This window comes from Maribacter algarum (ex Zhang et al. 2020) (genome assembly GCF_005885635.1).
GTDB classification, from domain to species: Bacteria; Bacteroidota; Bacteroidia; order Flavobacteriales; family Flavobacteriaceae; genus Maribacter_C; species Maribacter_C algarum.
In genome coordinates, this window is the sequence record NZ_VATY01000002.1 from 879,573 (window position 1) to 901,151 (window position 21,579).

Annotated in this window: 18 protein-coding genes; 7 read left to right on the forward strand and 11 right to left on the reverse strand. The window is 38.8% G+C overall.

What is annotated here, in order from left to right:
- Positions 1-2 precede the first annotated feature (2 nt).
- Positions 3-4,568: a TonB-dependent receptor plug domain-containing protein gene (locus tag FEE95_RS12760; RefSeq protein ID WP_138658330.1), complete on the forward strand. Its 4,566-nt coding sequence runs from the start codon at positions 3-5 to the stop codon at positions 4,566-4,568.
- Between the two features lie 320 nt (positions 4,569-4,888).
- Here the strand turns inward: FEE95_RS12760 and FEE95_RS12765 are convergent, their stop codons facing one another.
- The 4 genes from FEE95_RS12765 to FEE95_RS12780 form a co-directional block, all read right to left on the reverse strand.
- Positions 4,889-6,352 carry a M14 family metallopeptidase gene (locus FEE95_RS12765; RefSeq protein WP_138658331.1) on the reverse strand — a complete coding sequence of 488 codons (1,464 nt, stop codon included), beginning with the start codon at positions 6,350-6,352 and terminating at the stop codon, positions 4,889-4,891.
- A gap of 86 nt (positions 6,353-6,438) precedes the next feature.
- Positions 6,439-7,119, reverse strand: coding sequence for an N-acetylmuramoyl-L-alanine amidase (locus tag FEE95_RS12770; RefSeq protein ID WP_138658332.1), 681 nt, complete (start codon positions 7,117-7,119; stop codon positions 6,439-6,441).
- Position 7,120: 1 nt separating this feature from the next.
- Positions 7,121-7,537 carry a 3D domain-containing protein gene (locus FEE95_RS12775; RefSeq protein ID WP_138658333.1) on the reverse strand — a complete coding sequence of 139 codons (417 nt, stop codon included), beginning with the start codon at positions 7,535-7,537 and terminating at the stop codon, positions 7,121-7,123.
- The gene (locus FEE95_RS12780) at positions 7,538-8,422 is read right to left on the reverse strand and encodes a pirin family protein (protein ID WP_138658334.1); all 885 of its coding nucleotides are present in this window, start codon (positions 8,420-8,422) and stop codon (positions 7,538-7,540) included.
- Positions 8,423-8,478: 56 nt separating this feature from the next.
- Here FEE95_RS12780 and FEE95_RS12785 point away from each other — a divergent pair, with 56 nt between their 5' ends.
- Entirely contained in the window at positions 8,479-9,813 is a 1,335-nt protein-coding gene (locus tag FEE95_RS12785; protein ID WP_138658335.1) for a serine hydrolase domain-containing protein, read from the forward strand.
- Here the strand turns inward: FEE95_RS12785 and FEE95_RS12790 are convergent.
- Together FEE95_RS12790 and FEE95_RS12795 are read right to left on the reverse strand one after the other, a co-directional pair.
- A complete protein-coding gene (locus tag FEE95_RS12790; protein WP_138658336.1) occupies positions 9,803-10,714 on the reverse strand; it encodes an alpha/beta hydrolase in 912 nt (303 codons plus the stop codon). The two genes, FEE95_RS12785 and FEE95_RS12790, sit on opposite strands and share 11 nt — an antisense overlap.
- Before the next feature lie 633 nt (positions 10,715-11,347).
- Entirely contained in the window at positions 11,348-12,190 is an 843-nt protein-coding gene (locus tag FEE95_RS12795; RefSeq protein ID WP_138658337.1) for a 1,4-dihydroxy-2-naphthoyl-CoA synthase, read from the reverse strand.
- A 103-nt stretch (positions 12,191-12,293) separates the two neighbouring features.
- On the opposite strand from FEE95_RS12795, the gene FEE95_RS12800 reads away from it, so the two are divergent.
- Complete coding sequence (locus FEE95_RS12800; protein WP_138658338.1) at positions 12,294-12,845, forward strand: hypothetical protein; 552 nt, start codon at positions 12,294-12,296, stop codon at positions 12,843-12,845.
- A gap of 62 nt (positions 12,846-12,907) precedes the next feature.
- On the opposite strand, the gene FEE95_RS12805 is transcribed toward FEE95_RS12800, so the two are convergent.
- Positions 12,908-13,756: a hypothetical protein gene (locus tag FEE95_RS12805; RefSeq protein WP_138658339.1), complete on the reverse strand. Its 849-nt coding sequence runs from the start codon at positions 13,754-13,756 to the stop codon at positions 12,908-12,910.
- Positions 13,757-13,873: 117 nt separating this feature from the next.
- Between FEE95_RS12805 and FEE95_RS12810 the strand changes: the two genes are divergently transcribed.
- The 4 genes from FEE95_RS12810 (at position 13,874) to FEE95_RS12825 (ending at position 16,964) form a co-directional block, all read left to right on the forward strand.
- The gene (locus FEE95_RS12810) at positions 13,874-14,269 is read left to right on the forward strand and encodes a hypothetical protein (protein ID WP_138658340.1); all 396 of its coding nucleotides are present in this window, start codon (positions 13,874-13,876) and stop codon (positions 14,267-14,269) included.
- A gap of 107 nt (positions 14,270-14,376) precedes the next feature.
- Positions 14,377-15,675 (forward strand): M24 family metallopeptidase, encoded by a 1,299-nt coding sequence (locus tag FEE95_RS12815; protein WP_138658341.1) that lies wholly within the window; start codon positions 14,377-14,379, stop codon positions 15,673-15,675.
- Positions 15,676-15,684: 9 nt separating this feature from the next.
- A complete protein-coding gene (locus FEE95_RS12820; protein ID WP_138658342.1) occupies positions 15,685-16,578 on the forward strand; it encodes a M28 family metallopeptidase in 894 nt (297 codons plus the stop codon).
- The gene (locus FEE95_RS12825; protein ID WP_138658343.1) at positions 16,575-16,964 is read left to right on the forward strand and encodes a hypothetical protein; all 390 of its coding nucleotides are present in this window, start codon (positions 16,575-16,577) and stop codon (positions 16,962-16,964) included. The genes FEE95_RS12820 and FEE95_RS12825 overlap by 4 nt, the downstream gene beginning before the upstream one ends.
- Positions 16,965-16,968: 4 nt before the next feature.
- Here the strand turns inward: FEE95_RS12825 and FEE95_RS12830 are convergent, their stop codons facing one another.
- The 4 genes from FEE95_RS12830 to FEE95_RS12845 all read right to left on the reverse strand — a co-directional run bounded on the left by FEE95_RS12830 (position 16,969) and on the right by FEE95_RS12845 (position 21,488).
- Positions 16,969-18,207 carry a glycosyltransferase gene (locus tag FEE95_RS12830; protein WP_138658344.1) on the reverse strand — a complete coding sequence of 413 codons (1,239 nt, stop codon included), beginning with the start codon at positions 18,205-18,207 and terminating at the stop codon, positions 16,969-16,971.
- Between the two features lie 141 nt (positions 18,208-18,348).
- Positions 18,349-19,860, reverse strand: coding sequence for a DEAD/DEAH box helicase (locus FEE95_RS12835; RefSeq protein WP_138658345.1), 1,512 nt, complete (start codon positions 19,858-19,860; stop codon positions 18,349-18,351).
- A 144-nt stretch (positions 19,861-20,004) separates the two neighbouring features.
- Positions 20,005-20,934 carry a 2-hydroxyacid dehydrogenase gene (locus FEE95_RS12840; RefSeq protein WP_138658346.1) on the reverse strand — a complete coding sequence of 310 codons (930 nt, stop codon included), beginning with the start codon at positions 20,932-20,934 and terminating at the stop codon, positions 20,005-20,007.
- 44 nt (positions 20,935-20,978) lie between these two features.
- The gene (locus FEE95_RS12845; protein ID WP_138658347.1) at positions 20,979-21,488 is read right to left on the reverse strand and encodes a DUF6155 family protein; all 510 of its coding nucleotides are present in this window, start codon (positions 21,486-21,488) and stop codon (positions 20,979-20,981) included.
- Positions 21,489-21,579: the final 91 nt, after the last annotated feature.

Below are 21,579 nucleotides of genomic sequence, written 5' to 3' on the forward strand. Positions count from 1 at the left end.
GCATGGACACTACACTTAAAACCATTCGTAAAATAGCAACATTTTTCTTTTTAGGATTACTATTGACTTCATTCAATCGTGATGAACCTAAACTAGATTTGGTTGAGAAAATCTATACCCATACGGATAGACCCTTATACTTTCCTGGTGAGACCATTTGGTTTAAGTCATATGTGATGAATAGATCAAATACCATTTCTGCAATTAGTGAGATGATGTATGCCGATTTAATTTCTCCCAAGGGCTCGGTTGTCAAAACGCTAAGATTACCTGTTCAGAATGGGTATTCATATGGTGATTTTTTCATCAATAAAGAATGGATAGGTGGTGTATATACACTTAAAATTTATACAAATTGGATGCGTAACTATGGGGAAGAGCTACTCTTCACCAAAAAAATTACGGTTCAAAAAGTAGTACAGCCCAAGCTTCTGATGAAATTAAAATTCGTAAAGGAAGGTTACGGAAGGTCGTCGGAAGTCACCGCTGATTTTGAAGTCAAAGATTTAAAAAATAATCCCTTGTCAAATACTGAGGTTAATCTGGCCGTGATGATAGATGGAAAAAGCTATTTAAACAAAAAACTGCGTACAGATGCTGAAGGCAAGTTAAAACCAAAATTCAAACTACCTGATGACCTTGAAACAACAGATGTACTCCTAAATATGCTCATACCACACAAAGGTTCAACGGAATCTATTTCCAGAAATGTTCCTGTGTTTTTAGAAAATTTAGATGTTCAGTTCTTTCCTGAAAGTGGAAAAATTATTGCCGGAACATCCAATACAATTGCCTTTAAAGCAATCAATGAATATGGTAAACCTGCAGATATTTCAGGGGAAGTAGTAGATAATGAAGGAAATCATATTCTGGATTTTGATAGCTATCATGATGGAATGGGCGGGTTTGAATTCGAACCTATTGCAGGAAAAAAGTACTTTGCCCAAATAACGAAACCTTATGTTTCCGATCGACAATTAAACTTACCAGAGGTATTCGAAAAAGGTGTTCGTTTTTCACTTAAGGAGGAAAATAAGACTGTAGCGCTATCCCTTTTTTCAAATACAAAAGAAGATTTGCATTTGAAGATATCCAATAGCACTGGTGAAATTTTTAGTCAGCCAATAGCATCCGAAGATAAAAACATTAAAATAGCTACGGATGAATTCCTTATGGGCATTACGAAGTTTACTATTCTTGGCAAAAAAAAGAGGGTTCTGGCAGAGCGCCTGATATTCTTAAAACAGGATGAACAACTAAAAATTGATATCCAAATTGAAAAGGAAATTTTCAATACTAGGGAAAAAGTTTCGGTTAAAATACATACTAAAGATAAGACAGGAACACCCGTTTCCTCCAACATATCGGTTGCTGTTGCGGATAACAAATTACTGTCTTTTGCCGATGACAAACAGGATCATATTTTATCATATCTCTTAATGTCATCGGAACTCAAAGGTGAAATTCACAAACCTGTTTTTTACTTTGATAAAGAAGAGTCAAAAGGAAAAAAAGCCCTTGATTATGTTATGCTGACGCATGGTTGGAGAGATTACATTCAAGAAAAAGAAGTCTCACTTTATAATGCAGCCTATCAGCCTGAGCAATTGGCTATTCAAAATGGTGTGGTGGTCGACCACAAAGAAAATCCCCGAAAAGCACAATTGTTATTATTCGATAACAATGATAATAAAGTACTTGATTTTGATACCAATGATAAAGGGGAATTCTCTTTCAAAATGTCTAAGGGAAGTCGTTTCACCTTAGTCGCATATACCGACGATAATGCCCCTTTACGCATTCGCCCAAAAAGAAGGGCAGATGGTTTTTCAAGCAGACCTCAAAACAAGAAGGGAATTCCAAACCCAGATACGCCCTTTGATTTTTATGGGGTCGTAAAACCAAATCAGAAACCTATAAACAAGGAAGCTAAAGCCAGTCTTGTTTTAACGGAAGATACTGCCCAACTAGATGAAGTTGTTGTAACGGCTATGGGAATATCTAGAAAAAGAGATGCAACAGGAAGTGTTACATATATACAGTCTGAGGAGTTGCAAACAAATGAAAGTATAGCTCAGACACTGCAGGGCAAAGTAGCCGGGGTACAAATCACAAGCTCTTCAGGTATATCTGGTGCCGCTACCAAAATAAACATACGGGGCCATGCATCAGTTTCAGGAAACAATCAACCGTTATTCGTTGTTGATGGCATTCCGATGGATTTTAAGGGACAAATGACAATAAACCCGGATCAAGTCAATTCAATATCGGTTTTGAAAGACCTTGCTGCTACTACACTTTATGGTTCAGCTGGAAGTAACGGGGTAATTCTAATCTCTACAAAAAAAGCGAATTATAACTCCTTTAGTAAGAAAAAATTAAACAATAAAAAGTACAACAACTATGTCTCATATGATTTCTATAACTACAACGGAAATACTTTAGATCGTCAAGCCAAATTTTATGTGCCACTGTATGAGGGGGAAAAACTTCCAGAGGAGCGTACCGATTTTAGGTCAACAATTTATTGGAATCCCGTAGTACAAACGAATGCAAAAGGAGAGGCCGAATTTGAATTTTATAATTCGGATGCGATAACCTCTTTTAAAATTAGTGCAGAAGGTGTTGGACACAACGGTCTTTTAGGGCGACAAGAAAAGGACTATAGTACCAAGAAGTTATTGAACCTTGATTTTAAAACTCCTAGCTACATGACACTAAATGATATTGTGGTATTGCCAATTACCATCGTAAATGAATCGGACGAAACGCTGTTTTCGGAGCTGCAATTGGATTTGCCGGAAAATCTACAACTGGCCGAAACTATTGATAAAAATATTACCATTGCCGCACACTCCACTGTGATACGAAATGTAAAGGTTCTTGTAAAGAAAAAGGGGGATGACCTAAAAATAAGGGCTACCATAAAATCTGATAAGTATCAGGATTTGGTACACAAGAAAGTTTCTATCCTCAGTCCCTATTTTCCAATGCAAACGGCTATTTCAGGTACGAAAAGTCAATCATTCGAATTTGAAGTGAATAATGCCGTTCCCAATTCATTGTCTGCTGAATTTACGCTGTACACTGATATAACAGGAGATGTCATGAATGGTATTGCGTCAATGATGCGCCAACCCTATGGCTGTTTTGAACAAGTATCTTCTGCGACGTATCCGAATATCTTAATACTCAAATACTTGCAAGAAAAAGGAAAAATCAGACCGAGAATTGAACGAAGGGCTAAAAAATACATTGCCGATGGTTATCGACGAATGGCCGCCTATGAAACTAAGGAAAATGGTTTTGAATGGTACGGAAGAACACCCCCGCATGAAGCGCTTTCAGCTTATGGTCTGATGCAGTTTAAAGAAATGGAAGGAGTTTATGACGGTGTGGACAAGAAAATGATTGATAGAACCATTAACTGGTTATTGAGCCGCAGGGATAATAAGGGAGGATTTCTTCAAAACAAAGGAAAATATGGATTCTCAAGCGGTCCGAAAGAGGTAAACAACGCATATATCGTTTATGCGCTCACTGAAACCAATACAAAAGTTGATTTAGAAAAAGAATACCGAACTGCCTATTTTCATGCGCTGGATAGCTTAGATACTTACAAGTTGGCCTTAACGGCCCTGTCAAGCCATAATCTGAAAAAAGTATCGGATTATGAAAACCTGATGTCCTATGTGAAATTAAACATTAGAAATCATGGTTTTGCAAATATTCCGGTGGAGCATACAATTACAAGGTCTTACGGTGCTGCTAAAAATATAGAGACAACTGCTTACGTATTATTGGCATTGTTGAAAGATTTCGAATCAAATGAACTCTTAATTAAAGAAGGCATTGAACATTTATTTAGTAGAAGGTCTTATGGGCGATTTGGTTCCACGCAATCTACCGCAATGGCTCTTAAAGCATTGATAGCCTATGCCAAGATTCAAAAATCAAGGATTATTGGCAAGGATGATACTATTGAAATACTGTTAAATGGAAAGATAATAAAGGAAAAACTTCAATTGAACAACTCGGGTAATGTCAAAATCGATAGCCTTGAAAAGTATATAAAGGATGGGAAACAAACTATTAGTATACAGTTCAAAAACCCAAAAGTCACCTTTCCGTACGACATGAATGTGAGGTGGGATAGCGACCTACCGGATACCTCTGAGAATTGCAAAGTTGATATGCAAACAGAAATCACACCCGGTAATTATAAAGTCGCTGACATTGTGCGTATGAAAGTTTCCGTCTCAAACAAGAGAGAACATGGCCTGCCGATGACCACAGCTATTGTTGGAATTCCTTCTGGAACATCGGTTCAACCATGGCAGTTAAAGGAAATCCTTGAGCAAAAGAAAGTTGCCTTCTATGAAATATTCGATAACTATCTGGTCTTCTATTGGCGTGAAATGGGCCCTGCGGAAACAAAGGTCATCAACTTGGACCTCAAAGCTGAGATAGCAGGTAACTACGTGGCACCTGCAAGTTCAGTTTATTTATACTATGGTGATGAAGAGAAGTCATGGATAAAAGGTAATCAATTGACGATATCTGACTAGTATATAAGGCTTTACCCTGTTTTCAGGGAGTGTAATTTCACTTTTGGCAGTGAGATATAAATTCGGTTTCTGAAGTAATTTTGGAGTGTAAACAAAACACAACTAAAATTCAGAAATTATGAAAACGATTAAAAACATTATCAAAGAGAGTCCAGTAGGAACATTATCTAATTCTTATAAATATGCAGTTATCTGCCTATTCTCAGGAATTGTTGTAACCGTAGCCTCACTTTTAGTCTTTATGCTGAATAATATGGACTACGTAAGCACAAGCTTTAACTTCTAATACTGAGCCCCAATAGTAATATTGGGGCTTCTTTTTATCTATAAATCATGGAATTCTTGAAATTTCCCTCACCGTTTTTGAGGTCAATTAGAAAACCATTAATTATTGCATATTCGTAAAGCCCATTTTTTTCAAGTAGGAAAGTGGGGTTTATACCTACCTCCAAGTTGAGTTCTGGGAGTTCGTATCCTGGGGAAATCAAATGCATGGGCATTTTGAAATCCAGCCAATCTGAAGGAATATTTTTTGAACGCGCATAGGCATAGCCTTTTTGCAATAATTCCAGAGCCTCATTGGCTTTAAGTTCAGAAGGCATTTTAAGAATTTCGGGAGCAGCTTTGCCTGCTCGTATAGTATATCCGCTAGCATCGAAAGTTTCATAGCCGTAATACGTGGATAAATCACCTTGGTCGATAACTCGACTACTGTACCAAAAATCAGTACTTTCTTCGATTGGAACTTCCAATCGGTTCATTCCGATATCAAGTATATAAGGCTTCCCGTTAATTTCGTAAGTAGCGTTGGTAATCTTTAAATCAAACAATTTTCGGTCGTTTTCAGGAATCTTCTCATAATCCTCTAACGGAATATCCGCATAATTCCCTTTGGCAATTGTATAAATCGCTGAGAGGATGGATACATAGTTTAACTTTCGAATCTCTTGTTTTTCGATATCATTGGCATATCCCCCGGATTCAATCAGAATAGTGCTTGTCCCCCATTTTTGAATATTATCGCCAAAAGCCCTAGGCTCAAAGTCATCATTATAGCGACCTACTTGTCCTGGCGCATATTTCTGAATAATATTGTTCATAAAAACAATCACCTTCATAGCATTTCCGCGCTTCTCATTGATATCCTTTTCATAATTATAGGCAGGAGCCAGATAAGATATTGTAGCCGGTTTTTCTGTGCGTTCTGCATTGTAGTAGGTGCTTTGATCGTGCAGATTGAATCCAAAATCAGCATTGAGACTATCACGGACACGTTTTAAAGTTTGACTTTCTGGGGACTGTAAACGCAAGGCATCTCGATTGATATCTACTCCTAAAACATTCCTTCGCTGAAATCGCTCCGCCCCATCAGGATTCAACATTGGGAGAAAATGTAAAGTTAAATTATCTAATATTTCCTTTTTTTCATCCTTGAAATCGTCGCTTGATAGGAAATTGAAAATATCAAAAATGGCCTGCGTGGCTGTAGGTTCATTACCGTGCATTTGCGACCACAAATAAACATTGGTCTTCCCCCGCCCTATGCTCACTAGGGACAAATCACGCCCTTCGATGGACTTTCCAACAACCTTTACAGTAAAAAACGGATTCGCTCTAAACTTTGCCAATAAAGGCTGTAGCTGGTGATGCTTGATTCTTCGTTTATCTAGACTCGGCTCTTTGTAGTTTTCGTAAGTCTCAAAGAGTTGTTCAGTGATATCGCTTTCTTGGGAAAAAGAGACAGCAGCTACTAGGAGCATGAGTGTAAAAAATTTAATTTTCATAGTTTTTGTAAGTGTTATAGTGTTTTAAGAAAAGAGAATATGGAAAAGAGAATATCAGTTTTAATCTCTGGTCTTTTCTTTTTTCTCTATTCTATTTTCTCTGTTCTAATTTTAGGTAAAGGTTGAAACTCTTTCTTTTTTATGGCTTCTCGGACTTTTCCCATAAAATCTTCTCCAGGATCGGTCTTCTCAGTACGATAGCCATCATCTTTTTCCAACCAGAGTTCATGGCCCTCGAAAAGCGTGTATTCATAGTGCCCGATGAGATAGTCAATAGCATACTTTTTCGAAAGATAATTTACCAACCAAATATTAGACTTTAGTTGCGCCTCTGTCAATGGTAAATCTTCCGTCCCGCCAATATTTTCGACCCCTATAGAACAATGGTTTAGACCGATGACATGTCTAGCCATAGTTGTTTCTGGAAGTAAACGATAAATAGTCCCGTCTCTGTCTACCATAAATTGTGAACTAACATTTAAAGTACTTGCTGCTTTGATATCTGGTCTGCTGGGCAGTGTTGACGAATTAAAAGTTTCGAAAGATTCCTCAAAAGTAGGGATGACCGTCCAGTGTAGAACTATCATCTTGGGGTCGATAGTTGGTTCGCTTTGCTTTAAACCATACCTATCCTCCAAGTACTGTAATGTCAATTGTTTTCGCTCTTCGTCAAAGATTATAGGTTTGTCAATGATTTTATATTCCGTTTTGCAAGCAAAAAATAGTATAATGGACAGACCGGCAAATACTGATTTCAAGTAGCGCATATTACTCTTTTACGGAATGGGTTAGCGTATCTTTTTCAATGGCATAAACGATTTCCAGGTCTTGAACACCCCATTTTTTAGCTTTCTCCACCTTTTCACCCATATAAATATCAATCCTTTTTGTCCATCGTTTGGCCATTTTATCCTTTACCAAATAAACTCCTGGCAGCCCTTTTATCATTACTTTGGTATTGTGTTTTAATCCTAAGGCCAATAGATCCCGGGATACAGCGATAGCCTTCATTCGAGGTTTTAGCGTATCTCCCCAAGCCGCAATATTAGGCTCACCATCCGTTTGCGAAGGCACTGAATTATAGGCCGAAACCTTTACCTGCATTGATTTCCAGATGAATTTGTCCTCCTTGTCATTCGCACAACTCAAAAATAGTACTGCTACCAGAAGGACCTTCGCTCTCATTTAACTTAATTTTTGCCCAGGAAGTGGAACATAGGTGTCATCATCATCCATCATGGGAAAGGTTTTCGCCTCCCAAGCGGATTTTGCCTTTTCAATTTTTTCTTGGTCCGAAGAAACAAAATTCCAGTAAATATGTCGTTTTTCAGGAAAAGGTACGCCCCCGAATAATAACAGATGGGTGTTGGGTTTTAAAATCGTTTGACAAGTATCCTCAACTTTGGAAACTAAAATATTTCCTTTCCCTATAGCTTCTCCACATGCCTCAATTCCCCCTTCTACAATACAAATTCCGATTTCACCTTTCAAGTTATCCTTGGTATTTAGTTGGTACTCTTCCGTAGTTTTAATTTCAACCATAAATAGGGGTGAATGGACAGGAACCGGGGATTTTCTATTGTATCCCTCACCTGCCACCAAAGTAAATTCCGTAGAACCATCTTTCCATCTTGGTAATTCTTCGGCGGAAATATGATGGAATTCCGGTTCGATTTCTTCTAAATCCTTAGGCAAAGCCACCCAAATCTGGTATCCATGTGCCGTAAACTGTTTGCCATTCCGCAAGTCCCTTGGAGTGCGCTCCGTGTGTGAAACTCCTTTTCCGGCCACCATCCAATTGACAGAACCGGGTTGAATGCGTTGTTTTGTACCAATACCGTCCTCATGCATCAATTCCCCTTCAAGCATATAAGTTAGCGTTGACAATCCGATATGTGGGTGTTGGTCAACATCCATATAATTTTTCGGACCTAAAGTAGTAGGTCCCATATGGTCAATAAAAATAAAGGGACCTATCATCCGCTTTTTACGAAAGGGAATCAACCTACCTACCAAAAAATCACCAATATCCCTACTGCGCTCTTCTATTATCAATCCGATGTTAGACATAAAACTATTGGTTATATTCGTTCTTAAAAGTACTTTAAATTAAATAGAAATCCATCTTGAAAATCTTTAAACGAATACTTCTCGCCCTCCTGGTAATACTTGCTATTGCAATTTTTTTCAATTACCCGAAACTCAATATTGTATCAGGTTATGCTTCTAAAAATCTAGCATCAACCCATTTTATTGCAGATAGATTGTATTCTGATATCGTCGAAAGTGATAATAATATGGAACTCATAGAACTCGCAGAAATGGAAAGCGCAGATGAAAAAAGTGTTATCACCTCTGTTTTTGGACTAATGGAACGTGAAACCGTTTGCCGGGATGGATTAGGTTGTGTCCTAATTAACAAAGATTATGACAAGACCCAAAAGCTTTTAAAACCAACTCGCACAAAGTCCCTTCATGACTCTTTGCCTTTTCCATATGGAAACAACGGAAAGAAGGACACGGTTTTTGCGAACATAGATTATGAGCAGTTAAATTCAGCGGTTCGCGGAGCATTCGAAAATTATGAGGTTCAAAAGACAAGAACAGTACTGGTGACTTACAAAGGACAAATTGTTGCAGAAGAATATATTGAAGGTTTCTCCAAGGATACTCCCATTCTAGGCTGGTCAATGACTAAAAGTGTTTTGGCAACCTTGTACGGTATTCTCCAACATGAAGAAGGGTTGAATTTAGATTTAAGACCTTTCGATACAATTCCTGTTATTAATACTAAAACTATTATTACGTTGAATGATTTATTACGTATGCAAAGCGGATTGGAATGGGATGAGGACTATGGGTCTATTTCTGACGTGACCGAAATGTTGTTTCTAGATACTGATATGACTGCGAAGCAAGGTGCTAAAAAACGGATTGCTGCTCCCGCAGAAGTTTGGAATTATTCATCAGGAACTACAAATCTTCTTTCAGGAATCCTTAGAAAGGAATTCCAAACCCATCAAGATTACCTAAACTTTCCCTACACAGCATTAATAGATAAAATCGGCATGCATTCCATGTTGATAGAAACCGATATGGCCGGGAATTTCGTTGGTTCTTCATATGGATGGGCCACAACACGAGATTGGGCCAAATTCGGAATATTACACCTAAATAAAGGCAATTGGAACGGAGAACAGCTCTTTGCTCCCAAATGGATTGATTATATCACCAAACCTACTGAAGGCTCAGACGGAGTCTACGGCGCTCATTGGTGGCTCAATGCCGGAGGAAAATACCCTGATGTACCTCGAGATTTGTATTCTGCCAATGGTTTTCAAGGGCAACGGGTATTTATAATTCCCTCAAAAGACCTCGTCATCGTCAGAACCGGACTAGCGGGAGGCGATGCTTTTGATGCGAATACTTTTTTGAAGGAAGTTGTTGCGGCTATAGAGTAGTTGATTCAGCCTTGATGTTTCTATCAATAAAACTGAACAAGGCTTTTCTGTAAGCCTGTCCTCCTTTTTTTGATAAATTCATGTGGGTACCACCTTTTATTGGATACCAAGTTTTATCTTTTGCTTTCAAATTATCAAAAAGAGCTTTTCCATAAGAGAAGGAAATTCTTTTGTCAGCATCTCCGTGCGCAATAAAAATGGGTTGTTCTATAGCTTTGACGGATTCAATGGGTTGAACAGCATAAGGGTCAAAATCTGCAATTTGGGCGGCTCTTTTTAAAGCATAATCAGAGACAAAACGAATTCCAAATCCCTTCATAAATCGCTTCTTATAATCAAAAGCCACTTGGTGTAAGTCGGTAAATGTACTTTCGATGATTCCGAATTCTATTCTATTATCATTTTCCAGCGCCTGAATTGCAACTGCACCACCCAAAGAATTACCCCAAATTCCCAATGGAATGTCCCCATATTCATCCTTTATATAATCGACAATTTTACTGATATCGTTCTTTTCATAATACCCATAAGTGCAGTACTCACCATCACTTTCACCATGTGCCCTTTCATCAAAAACCATTGTCGCAATTCCTATTTTGGCTAGTTTGGTACCGAGTTCCACAAAATGTTCTTTGCAACCACCTACTCCGTGAACCAATATCATGACACCGGTAGTTTCATTTTTTTGTGAAGGTATATGGTAACCCACTAATTCGAGTTGGTCATCAGTGGTTAACGTTATGCACTTATTAGTAATACCAAAGTCTTCAGGAGAAGTTTTAAGAGAGACCCTAGCTGGCTGTATAATGATATAGGGAGCAACGAAATGCACCCCAACAAAGGCAGGGATTATGGTTAGTAGCAATACTGCAAGAGCGAAACGTTTTAGTTTTTTCTTCAATGAGGAGTTTTATGATAAGTAGACTTAACTCAAGATTTGTTACAAGTGAAGCATAGGAACTCATTTACAGGTCTTTACTACACGGGTTTTAAACCCAAATAACAGAATTCTGGCCTTTCACCACAAAAAAACCCGCGCTCACAACAATAATTTAGAAAAACGCTAGAAGGACACTAAGTTTGAAGTGTAATTAAGAAGTAAATTTTTTCATTTTCATATAGTGTTCTCGTAAAAGAGCTTGGTCCAAAAGGGTTGAGCTCTTTTTAGTTTAAATAGGTTTTACTGTCATTCCCGCGAAGGCGGGAATCCGTTGAAACTATCTTTTAACTCCCATTCAAATCCAATCGCCCAAAAAATACTAAGGAAGCTCCTTTCCCTAGCAGGGGAAGGTGTCCGCTTGCGGACGGAAGGGGTTGAAGCCCGAACCTTAGAACAAACACATAACATTATTAAAGTGCCAAACCATTGTTTTCGTTCTTTTCTAAGGTGTTGTGATCGAGATGAGGGTAAGCGCTCTACCCCTTCCGTCTTGCTATCCGCCCAGTTGGCGGATGCAATCCACCTTCCCCTGCATGGGGAAGGAACAGGTAAGTTCTTAAATCATCTAAAAATCCAGCAATCCAAGAACCCAATTCAAGGTATCCACTTATCCTTACCAAAATCAGGCTTACGCTTTTCTAAAAAGGCATTACGCCCTTCTTTTGCCTCTTCGGTACCATAGGCCAAACGTGTAGCTTCACCGGCAAATACCTGTTGCCCGACCATACCGTCATCGGTAAGGTTCATGGCGAATTTTAACATTTTAATGGAGGTCGGGGACTTTTCCAATACTTCCTGCGCCCATTGGTAAGCTGTTCCTTCCAACTCGTCATGTGGTACAACCGCATTGACCATACCCATGTCATAGGCTTCTTGTGCGGAATAATTTCTACCTAAGAAAAAGATTTCTCGCGCTTTCTTTTGCCCCACCATTTTAGCCAAATAGGCAGACCCATAACCCCCGTCAAAACTGGTGACATCGGCATCGGTTTGTTTGAAGATGGCGTGTTCTTTACTGGCCAAGGTCATATCACAGACCACGTGCAAGCTATGACCGCCACCAACAGCCCAACCGGGTACAACGGCGATGACTACTTTAGGCATAAAACGAATCAGTCGCTGGACTTCCAATATATTCAAACGATGATAGCCATCTTCACCTACATAACCTTGGTCTCCTCGAGCCTTTTGGTCTCCACCACTACAGAACGAATAGACACCATCTTTGGTCGACGGACCTTCAGCGGAAAGTAAAACCACCCCTATAGAAGTGTCTTCTTGTGCATCATAAAAGGCATCATACAATTCGCTTGTGGTCTTTGGGCGAAAGGCATTTCGAATATTAGGGCGATTAAAAGCGATACGGGCTACGCCGTCGCTTTTTTGATAGGTGATATCGGTGTATTTTTTGGCTGTTTGCCAGTTGGGTGATTTCATTTAATTATTTTTAACAAACTTAAAGATAAGTTTATTTGAATAGTTAAATTACAAAGAAGTTATTGCACAAATTTCTAATTGTCAAAACTGTCAAAATTGTCAAATGAAGATATTGTATTCACTATTTTTATTTTTAGTCATGATTACCAGATATTTAAATTCAATAGATGAAAATCACAATATAGCTAATTCATCAGAATATAGCTTTTCCTCATCTGACCTATTGATTCAAACTGATAACTATCCCTGTGAACTTAAATTAAGACTCTTCGACGAATCAAATAAGGAAGAAATAACCAATGGAGTCGACAATTTAAAATTAGAGTCCTTAATTATTAAATATGAAATACATTTTCCCCTAACGATTGGATTAAAAAATTTTAAAATTGTTGGACCTACCCAGAATAACGGTTATACTAGCAATTTGATAGGTCCCAAAGAATATAATTCTGAAATTGTTTGTCCATCGGATAATTGTAGAAATACCGTAATCGTCTATGAGCAGTTGTTAAGGAAAAATAACCTGGTAAACCCACAAATTGGGCCTCTTGAAATTGAACTTTTGGCTGAGATACCCACATTGGAGTATAATTTCGAAGGTAGACGAATTTATAATGACACAATCATCAGAGTAAAATCCGATTCGATATATTAATTAACTTTCTCAAGCACTACCTTGGCTAGAGCTCGTCTGCCACGAGTACCGTAGTAAGTAACTCAATCCTTTATCTGAATCGCATCACAAGTCCCAACAAACGGTACACCCGTCTGACCATAGGCATAGGTAATCAAGCCCACATAAACCTCTTCGCCATAAGCAGGCGTTGCACCAGGTAAGTCACCAGTATCTCGGTAGAGATTCCAATTATCTTCTGTAGTGGAATAGTTCAAATTTGGGGTTTGCCAGTATACGATTAGTTCTCGTTCTGTTGTACCGACAATTCTGATATCTGCTCTTCCCTCTGGAGCGGTATTGGCCCCGATATCATTAACGCTTGACGAACCGTTGACCGTGTTTTTTCCTTCAATGGTAAATTCCGCGCCACCTCGGTGCCCTACTACGACGTGTGATGAATTGATGGAATTAAAATCTATATCATGTACTTGAACACCTGAAAACAAATAGGGGTTTCCGTTGGGTGATGGTGCTGTTTGAGAATCGGCTAAGGTGCCTATTCCAATATTTCGAGCGATAAACTCAAAGGGGAATGTGACTGGTTTCGCATCAATGCGTCCTTGGTCCTCATGAAAATGGAGGGTGATATTGTTGGTGTTATCGTCTAAAACTGCCCTATATCGTCCTGAAACGCTAGATATATTGGGTAAAGCAGATTCGTTGTTCGTTACATAATCTATTAGGTCCCCGTCAGTGTCGAAGCTGTCTTCAAAAAAGTCATCCGGATTTTCATTACTGGGACTTTCGTCACTGGGATCGTCATCTGAGCCGTTTTCATCGTCGGATAGTTCAACGGACTCATCCAAAGCATCTTCAATGGCATCGACTTTATCTGTCGAACAAGAATGTAAAATGAATACGATTAGAAATAACGGGACTAGCTTTTTCATACTTCAAGATTGAATTTATAAAACGGAATTTGAGCTGTTGTATTGTTTATTACAAAAGCCTAGGCAACAAAAGCACAAGTAGTTGCGTCTATTAGTAAACCATCAACACTCCTAAAAATGACCGACGTAAAAGGTATATCCAAAACTTCAAAGCTATTTTGTATCATAGGAAGCTCGTTTCTTTTAATCATGGGCCTCTTTCACGGTAGCGGTTTCTTCTATGTCAGTGAAACCATAGAAAAATCAAATGCTGAAGGGTTCTTGAAGGATATCGTACCTGCCTTATTCGCGCATCCCTCAATACATCTGATAGGATTAGCTGCTTTTGGTATTTTGGCGCTATTCCTTAAACAGGATTTGCGCAAAGTAACCTGGTTATTGGCAGTGTTGATTGCATTAGATGCTGCGCTCGGGTTCTATTTAGGAGGCATGATTCCGGGTATTCTTCTATTGTTGGCGGCCATCTGTTTTGTGGTGTCGGGGTTAAGGGATAAATCCCAAATACTCATCTAAGGTTCCCTCCTATTTTATGCATTCTCATAAGTTTCTCCTTGCTAGCATATCCTGAGTAGCAATCTCTATTATATTGCCTATTTTTAGTCTTCAACAAATTACCAACTATGAAAAAGGCAATTTTCTTTTTAGCAATACTTGTTTGCGCCCAAACCTTTGGCCAAGAAGCCATGCGACGTTGGCGCAAACTGAATCAAGTCCGTCAAGATAAATTTGATTTGGTTCTACCTGAAGCCATGCGCGAAAACAATATTGCCATGTGGATCGTGACCAATCGCGAAGGCAATCTTGATCCACTCTATACCGATATGGGCGAAGGCTACGTAGGCCAAAATGCTTACTACATTTTCACTGACATAGGTAAAGAACGTATCGAACGTGCGGCACTAGGTGTTGGCGGATATTTATTGAAAGAAGGCGGTACCTATGATTATTTCGGCTCCGCTGATGAGCTCAAAGAGTTTGTCGCTAAACGTGACCCAAAAACCATTGGGTTGAATATTTCCAAGAATTTTGGTGGTGCAGACGGACTCACCCATTCTGCTTATTTAGAACTTTCCGAAATTCTCGGTGAGAAATATGCAAAACGCTTTGTATCCGCTGAAAAATTGGTTTCTGATTTTAGGTCCAGACGGGTGGCTAGTGAAATTGCCATCTATGGAGAAGCCGGAGAATTTTCGTATACCATTGCTGAAAGAGCCTTTTCTAACGAGGTGATTACTTCAGGAGTAACGACACTTGAAGATGTCGCTTGGTTTATGAAAGACCAACAATTCAAGAACAACCTTGGTTCGTCTTTCGGAATGCCTTCCGTTTACATTACAGGTCCTGATGGTGTTGAAGCTACTTCGAGCGACCGAATTATTCAACGTGGTGATGTCTTGATGTTGGATTGGGGCGTGGGACTCATGAATATGTTCACCGATATGAAACGTATGGCCTATGTATTGAAAGAAGGAGAGACCGATGTGCCGGCGGGAATTCAAAATGCCTTTGAGCAAGGGGTGAAAGTCCGTGATATCATCAAAAAAACCATCAAACCGGGAGTCACGGCTCAAAAAGCAGAAGATGCGGTCTATGCAGCGTTGACCAAGGCAGGATTCAACAAAATGAAGGGTTTCAATAAATTCACCGATTTGGATAAGACCGATGTAATCATTGGTTGTCACTCCGTTGGGAATTGGGGGCATGGTATTGGTCCTTCTGTAGCATTTTTCAATCCTGTTCGTCTTACTTATGAACTGAAACCTTCGAATTTGATTTCCATTGAGCTATTTGCCTATACCAAAGTCCCAGAATGGGGTGGCAAAAAACTACGTGTTCCCTTGGAAGACGATGCGGTGATTACCGAGAGAGGTGTTGAGTGGTTGTACCCTATCAATCCTAAAGTTTTAGTGATTAAATAAGTATTATCAATGATAAAAACGGCTATTTTTCTGATGCTTTCGCTCTTCGTTCAACAAACGATGGCCCAAGAAAACAATGAGCTACTGGAAGCACAGAAAAAAGTCATTGCTGAATTGAGTGGTCATCAAATTCCAGAAGATGGTAGAAGGATTCCGCATCGGAGTACCAAAGAAGAACGTGAACTTACCAGGGACTACTTATCGAAGGTAATCGAATCCCTTGACCTTACACCTCAATTGCAAGAATATACCCGTCCGAATGTGAATCCGATTATAGATTTGCTTTTTGAACCTTATAGAGGTGCCAATGTGTACACCACCTTACCTTCAACGAATGAAAGTGATGCCTATCTAGTGATTGGAGCCCACTTTGATACGGAGCGAAACTGCCCGGGAGCTATAGATAATGCCTCTGGAATCGCAATAGGATTTGGGGTACTTAGAAAACTTACAATGCTGAAAGAAAGAAATGCAAATGTGATTTTGGTCTATTTTGATCAGGAGGAAGAAGATCTTGTAGGAAGCCAAGCTTTTGCACAAAAACTGAAAAAAGAGGAGTTCAATGTCCATTCCGTGCACAGCATGGATACCATGGGCTGGGACCGCGATGGTGATAATGCCGTAGAATTGGGATTACCGAGCGACCTTTTAGAAAAAACGTATGTAGAAGTTGGTAAAGAATTGAATATTCCCATTGTTATTACTAGCGTTGGTTCAAGCGACCATGTACCATTTTTAGATTTAGGTTTTAACGCTGTAGGATTGACCGATGAACTTACCTCAGGTGACTATGCACCCTACAAAGACACTGAAAACGATACCTATGAGACGGTAAATTTTGATTACATCACGACATCGACTGAGTTGGTGTACGAGGTTCTAAAAAAATTAATGGAAGAATGAGTGTTTTAAAACAAATGGCTTCTTCTAAAGTGCTGTATTCACTTCTAGGCCTTTCAGTGCTGTTCTTTTTAGTCAAGGGGGTTACCTATGCTTCCATTGGTAGTTACGTGCCCATCCTTTTTATAACTATTGCAATCATTATTTTGGGTTGGAGTTTTACAAGATGTAATAAAGTCCATCGACATATCATACGTTTTTGGGCAATACTAATTATTCTTTGGGCTAGCATTAGATTGGTTTTATGGATAGTTTTAGAAATAGATACTACCCTCACTGAATCGCATTTACGTGAACAATTCGGAATAGTTCAAAATATTATTTCCTTACTAATGCTGCTTATCGGTATTAAAATCATTAGGGAAGTAAAACAAAGAAAACTGAATTAGTTTATCATATGTTTTTCTCCTCAATCCATTTGGACATATACTTCGTACTTGCCATGGTTTGGTGCCCAAGTATTGCGCCAACAAAGTTGTTTTTACGGTGGGTTTCTAAATCTTTTTGAACCGAACCTATTTTTGCATCTAACTTTTCAATCCAAACGGATTTGTCGTAAAGCGTATTGATGATTTCAAATCCATTGGTTTGTGCTTCCTCCCAAAGGCTTTGATTTTTATATAGCTCAATTGCGGAAGCAGCGATATTTTCTGATGTTTCCGCAATTTGACCGTTAAAATCTAAATCGCCGTGCATGCCCTCTGCTCCTACTGAAGTTGTTACACTAGGAGTCCCGTTCTGCATAGCATCTATTAGTTTTCCTTTGAGTCCGGCCCCAAATCGTAAAGGCGCCAAATTAACTCTGGCTTGATTGAAAACTTCGTTTACATTTTCTGCCCAACCTTTTACTAAAAAGCCTTCATTTTCAGTATGCATTTGTCGAATACGCTCAGGTAAATAAGCACCGTAGATTTTTAGATTGGCTTTTGGCAATTGCTTTCGAATCAAAGGCCAGATTTCGGACTTTAACCAAACTATCGCATCTACATTTGGAGCATGTTTCCCGTTTCCTACACAACTGAAATCTACTCGGTTTTCGAAGCTATTCCAAGTTTGTTCTTCTTCCTTAGAAATGGGGTCCAATAGAAAAGGTAAGTATATCAAAATAGACTCATCCATACGAAGTACATCCTTTAATAAATACATCTCATAGAGAGATATAATTAACGATATATCAGAACGATAGATACTTGAAATTTCCCGTTTCGTAATACCCTCATTCAGCCAAGCATCAGTAGAAAAGGGAATACTATTCTTAAAACACTTTTCACGTGTTTGTCTTAAGGAATGTAGGTCTTCGGTATCGAGAATTCGGAGTGCATTGGGGGCGAACTCAGCAACCCGCCAACCGAATTGCTCTTCCGTTAAGAATCTGTCGAACAAAACAACTTCAGGATTCAACTGGGTCACAAATTCATCAAAACTGGAATGGTTTAGTTGTATGGATGCTTTTTGAATACCCAGAGTATCTAAATCAATGGAAAGTTCAGATTCGATTGCTGTACTTGCCATTGTAATTTGATAATTCTTACGCAGAAAATATTGAATGAGCTGTAGCATTCGGTTCCCCGCTGCTGTGGAAGAGGGTTCAGGCCAGACTAGTGCTATTATGAGGAGATGTTTTTTAGTCATTTGCTAGTAAGCAGTCTTTTGAAAGCCAAAATAGTGAATATTGAAGTTCGATGTTTCTAAGATCTCAACTCCGCTCGATATGACAGCAGTAGTTGTTTCAGAATAACTGCCTACTTCCTACTACTAACGGCATACTGACATCTACATCCTAGCCGCAAACTTCTTTGAGATATTTGAACGCAGTTTACGTTCATAATCCTCCTCGAGCCATTCCTTGTAATTCTTTGTATTGTTCATGATACAATAGGAATATTGGCGAACGCGATACTGAATTTCTTCTTTCAGCTGTTTGGCTAGAATACGTGCATCAAAGACATCTTCGGCATTTTCAACACAGATTTGAGCATGCTGTTCGATACTATTTTCAAGCACGGTTTTAGACTTCTGTCCTAAAGCAAAAATTCTCTTATACTCTGCCTTTACGTCGTATTCAATATTATCTGACTTTGAGAATTTTTCACGTAATGAAGCTGGCATTTCATATATAAACTCCCGTTCAATATCCTCGTCATTCTTGATATTCTCCAAAAAGAAATCCGGGAAATGGAAAATTTCTTGCCAATCGATGGGCGCATCCCACATACCGAAACGTGCAACATTATTCCCCATATCCACCACTGTAAATTCCTTTTTATTTGGAAGTACACGCGAACCACGACCAATCATTTGAAAGTACAAAGTGAGTGAGCGGGTAGCTCGGTTTAGGATGATGGTTTCTACAGTTGGTTCATCAAAGCCTGTAGTTAAAATACTCACAGAGGTTAATATTGCATTGGGCGTATTCGAAAACCAATCCAATATTTCACGACGCTCTGCAGCACTATTTTTATTGTCTAAATGACGGATAGGAAGCTCTGCTTTCTTAAAGGTCTCGTAAACGTAACGGGAGGTGTTAATCCCGTTATTGAAAATCAAGGTTTTGGTTCCCTTGGCAATTTCATTATACGCCGTCATTAGCTTGCTCAGCATGTTTTGATTGCCGTATAGCTCGTCAGACGACTTTACCGTATAATCCCCATTGATACCTAACTTTAAGTTCTGAAGGCTTACATCATAATTGTAAACGTTGGCTTTTGAAAGGAAATTCCGCTTTATCAAAGCAGCGATAGACTCACCAACTATCAACTTCTGATAGTTGTCCTTCATGGGTAACTTGATGTTCGAACTCAAGGGAGTTGCTGTCACTCCTAAAATGAATGAGTTTTCAAAGTATTTGAAAAGCTTTCGGAAGGAATTGTAATGTGCTTCATCAATGATGACAAGACCAATATTATTGATTTCAACTTTCTCCTCTTGTAGGCGATTATTAAGCGTTTCTACCATTGCTACAAAGCAAGCAAATTCATCTTGGTCCTGAAGTTCTTTGACTTCACTATTGATAATTTTATTATTTACCCCAAAACCGCTAAGCATGTTAGAGGTCTGAATGCTTAATTCAATACGATGGGTCAGTACAACTACCTTTTTACCGGTTTGTTCGATATATCTTCGAGCGATTTCGGAAAAAACAACTGTTTTTCCTCCCCCAGTAGGTAATTGATATAATATATTGGAACCTGCTTCGGACTCATCAAGTGCTTTGAAAATTTTATTTAAATCTTCAATCTGATAGTCGTATAAGGTTTTTTCCTTTGTCTCCTTTTGTACTTCCAAGTAGTTCTCTTTTCTTTTGAATTCTTGTTAAAAATTTGATGCGGGGGGAATTTTGCAAAACTAACAGATTTTTACACTTGGACGAAATTTAATATTGGGATTTCTACAATTTTAATGAATTATGTTGCTAAGGCAACACCATTTTCAATAGCCCTTTTCAGTAGAAACTAAATTCAACAAGCTCTCTCCCCTTTGCATTCTATGATAGTTTTCGATAATCTGCGGGACTACAGATGCTGTATCTGAAACACTGGCGTAGTGCGGTGTGATGTGTATTTTTTCATGTTTCCAAAAGGGGTGTCCTGAGGACAAAGGTTCTTGATGGAAAACATCTAAAGTCGCCCCTGATAAATGTTCATTGTCCAACATTTCTATTAAGTCTTTATCCACCAAATGCCCGCCCCTAGCGGCATTGATGACAAATGCACCTTTTGGTAATTGTTTGAAGAGTTCCTTATTTAAAATACCTGAGGTTTCATCGGTCAAGGGAAGCAAACAAACCAGGATTTCCGACATTGCCAAAAACTCACCAAGTTCTTCCTGTCCAGCAAATGCTGTTACTTCGGGAATTTCTTTTCTGGAATTTGACCAACCCTGTGTCTTGAATCCAAACCGGACTAAATCCTTAGCTAATACAGCCCCCAAAGCACCTAGACCCAAAATTCCAACCGTATAATCAGCAATGCGGTGGTATTGCTTAGGGTTCCAAAGGGATTTTATTTGATTGATTTTATACTCGTAAAACCGCTTTATGTGGCTAAAGATGGCTGCAATGACATATTCGGACATGTCACTTGCCAGCATTGTATCTACAACCCGTGTAATGGGAATATTTGTAGGAGCCGTTTCATCCTCAAAAATAAAGTCCACCCCTGCACCACTACAGGCAATGTATTTGAGATTGGGATATTTTGCTATTGTTCCTTTCGGATGCTTCCAGACTAATACTACATCAATTTCATCAACCGGATGCTCCTCCAAATAACTATACACTTTGATATCTGGAGCAGCTTCTTGCAGTGCTTTTTTCCAAAGTTCAATTTTATCGTCTTGCCGTATGATTACTATGCTCATAAAAATAAGTTCAAGTTCAAGCGCAAGCTCAAACGAAAGTTAGACTAATCAATGATATCCAGAGCCCTATTAAACTCTTCCTCAAACAACCAATTTTGCTCTTGTGTTATGGTATATACTTTTACGATTCTTTCCTTAAAATCCGGCAGCAATCCGTTTATGGAAATGAACTGAACAGCTTCCGTAAAACTATTGGCCATGCTTTTAAAAAAGGCATCAGGCACGTTTCTATCCATTGAGAAAGACTGTGCGATTTCAAGGTTAAAAAGCATTACATCAGCCACTAAATTCGGTTCAACTCCAAGTTTATTAAAATGTTTGATAAACTTTTGTGCAACAGAACGTCGTGCCTTAGGGCGTTTTCGCTTAATTGGAAAATACTCGTTTGAGATTTTGGTCTTCGCTTGCTGAATCAACTTATCTTCTTTCGGATTAAATACAAAGTCATAGTATTCCTTTACCAAAGGGAAGCGTTGGTACAAATCCATCAACTGTTCTTCCAGTTCTTTTTTCTTTAGTTCTGCTAAATATTTCTGTAAAGCTCTTTTACTCATCTCATGAATTTGTCTTTCAAAAATAGCTTTTGCGTTTCAATTATTCATCATGCTCAAAACGCTTTAGACTGTTCATCCAAATCCAAAACAC

Coding starts and splice junctions, on each gene's coding strand:
- FEE95_RS12795 (WP_138658337.1), bottom strand. CDS start 12,190: ATGAAATCACCCAACTGGCAAACAGCCAAAAAATACACCGATATCACC.
- FEE95_RS12825 (WP_138658343.1), top strand. CDS start 16,575: ATGAGTGTTTTAAAACAAATGGCTTCTTCTAAAGTGCTGTATTCACTT.
- FEE95_RS12810 (WP_138658340.1), top strand. CDS start 13,874: ATGACCGACGTAAAAGGTATATCCAAAACTTCAAAGCTATTTTGTATC.
- FEE95_RS12760 (WP_138658330.1), top strand. CDS start 3: ATGGACACTACACTTAAAACCATTCGTAAAATAGCAACATTTTTCTTT.
- FEE95_RS12820 (WP_138658342.1), top strand. CDS start 15,685: ATGATAAAAACGGCTATTTTTCTGATGCTTTCGCTCTTCGTTCAACAA.
- FEE95_RS12805 (WP_138658339.1), bottom strand. CDS start 13,756: ATGAAAAAGCTAGTCCCGTTATTTCTAATCGTATTCATTTTACATTCT.
- FEE95_RS12845 (WP_138658347.1), bottom strand. CDS start 21,488: ATGAGTAAAAGAGCTTTACAGAAATATTTAGCAGAACTAAAGAAAAAA.
- FEE95_RS12770 (WP_138658332.1), bottom strand. CDS start 7,119: ATGCGCTACTTGAAATCAGTATTTGCCGGTCTGTCCATTATACTATTT.
- FEE95_RS12775 (WP_138658333.1), bottom strand. CDS start 7,537: ATGAGAGCGAAGGTCCTTCTGGTAGCAGTACTATTTTTGAGTTGTGCG.
- FEE95_RS12815 (WP_138658341.1), top strand. CDS start 14,377: ATGAAAAAGGCAATTTTCTTTTTAGCAATACTTGTTTGCGCCCAAACC.
- FEE95_RS12780 (WP_138658334.1), bottom strand. CDS start 8,422: ATGTCTAACATCGGATTGATAATAGAAGAGCGCAGTAGGGATATTGGT.
- FEE95_RS12765 (WP_138658331.1), bottom strand. CDS start 6,352: ATGAAAATTAAATTTTTTACACTCATGCTCCTAGTAGCTGCTGTCTCT.
- FEE95_RS12830 (WP_138658344.1), bottom strand. CDS start 18,207: ATGACTAAAAAACATCTCCTCATAATAGCACTAGTCTGGCCTGAACCC.
- FEE95_RS12800 (WP_138658338.1), top strand. CDS start 12,294: ATGAAGATATTGTATTCACTATTTTTATTTTTAGTCATGATTACCAGA.
- FEE95_RS12840 (WP_138658346.1), bottom strand. CDS start 20,934: ATGAGCATAGTAATCATACGGCAAGACGATAAAATTGAACTTTGGAAA.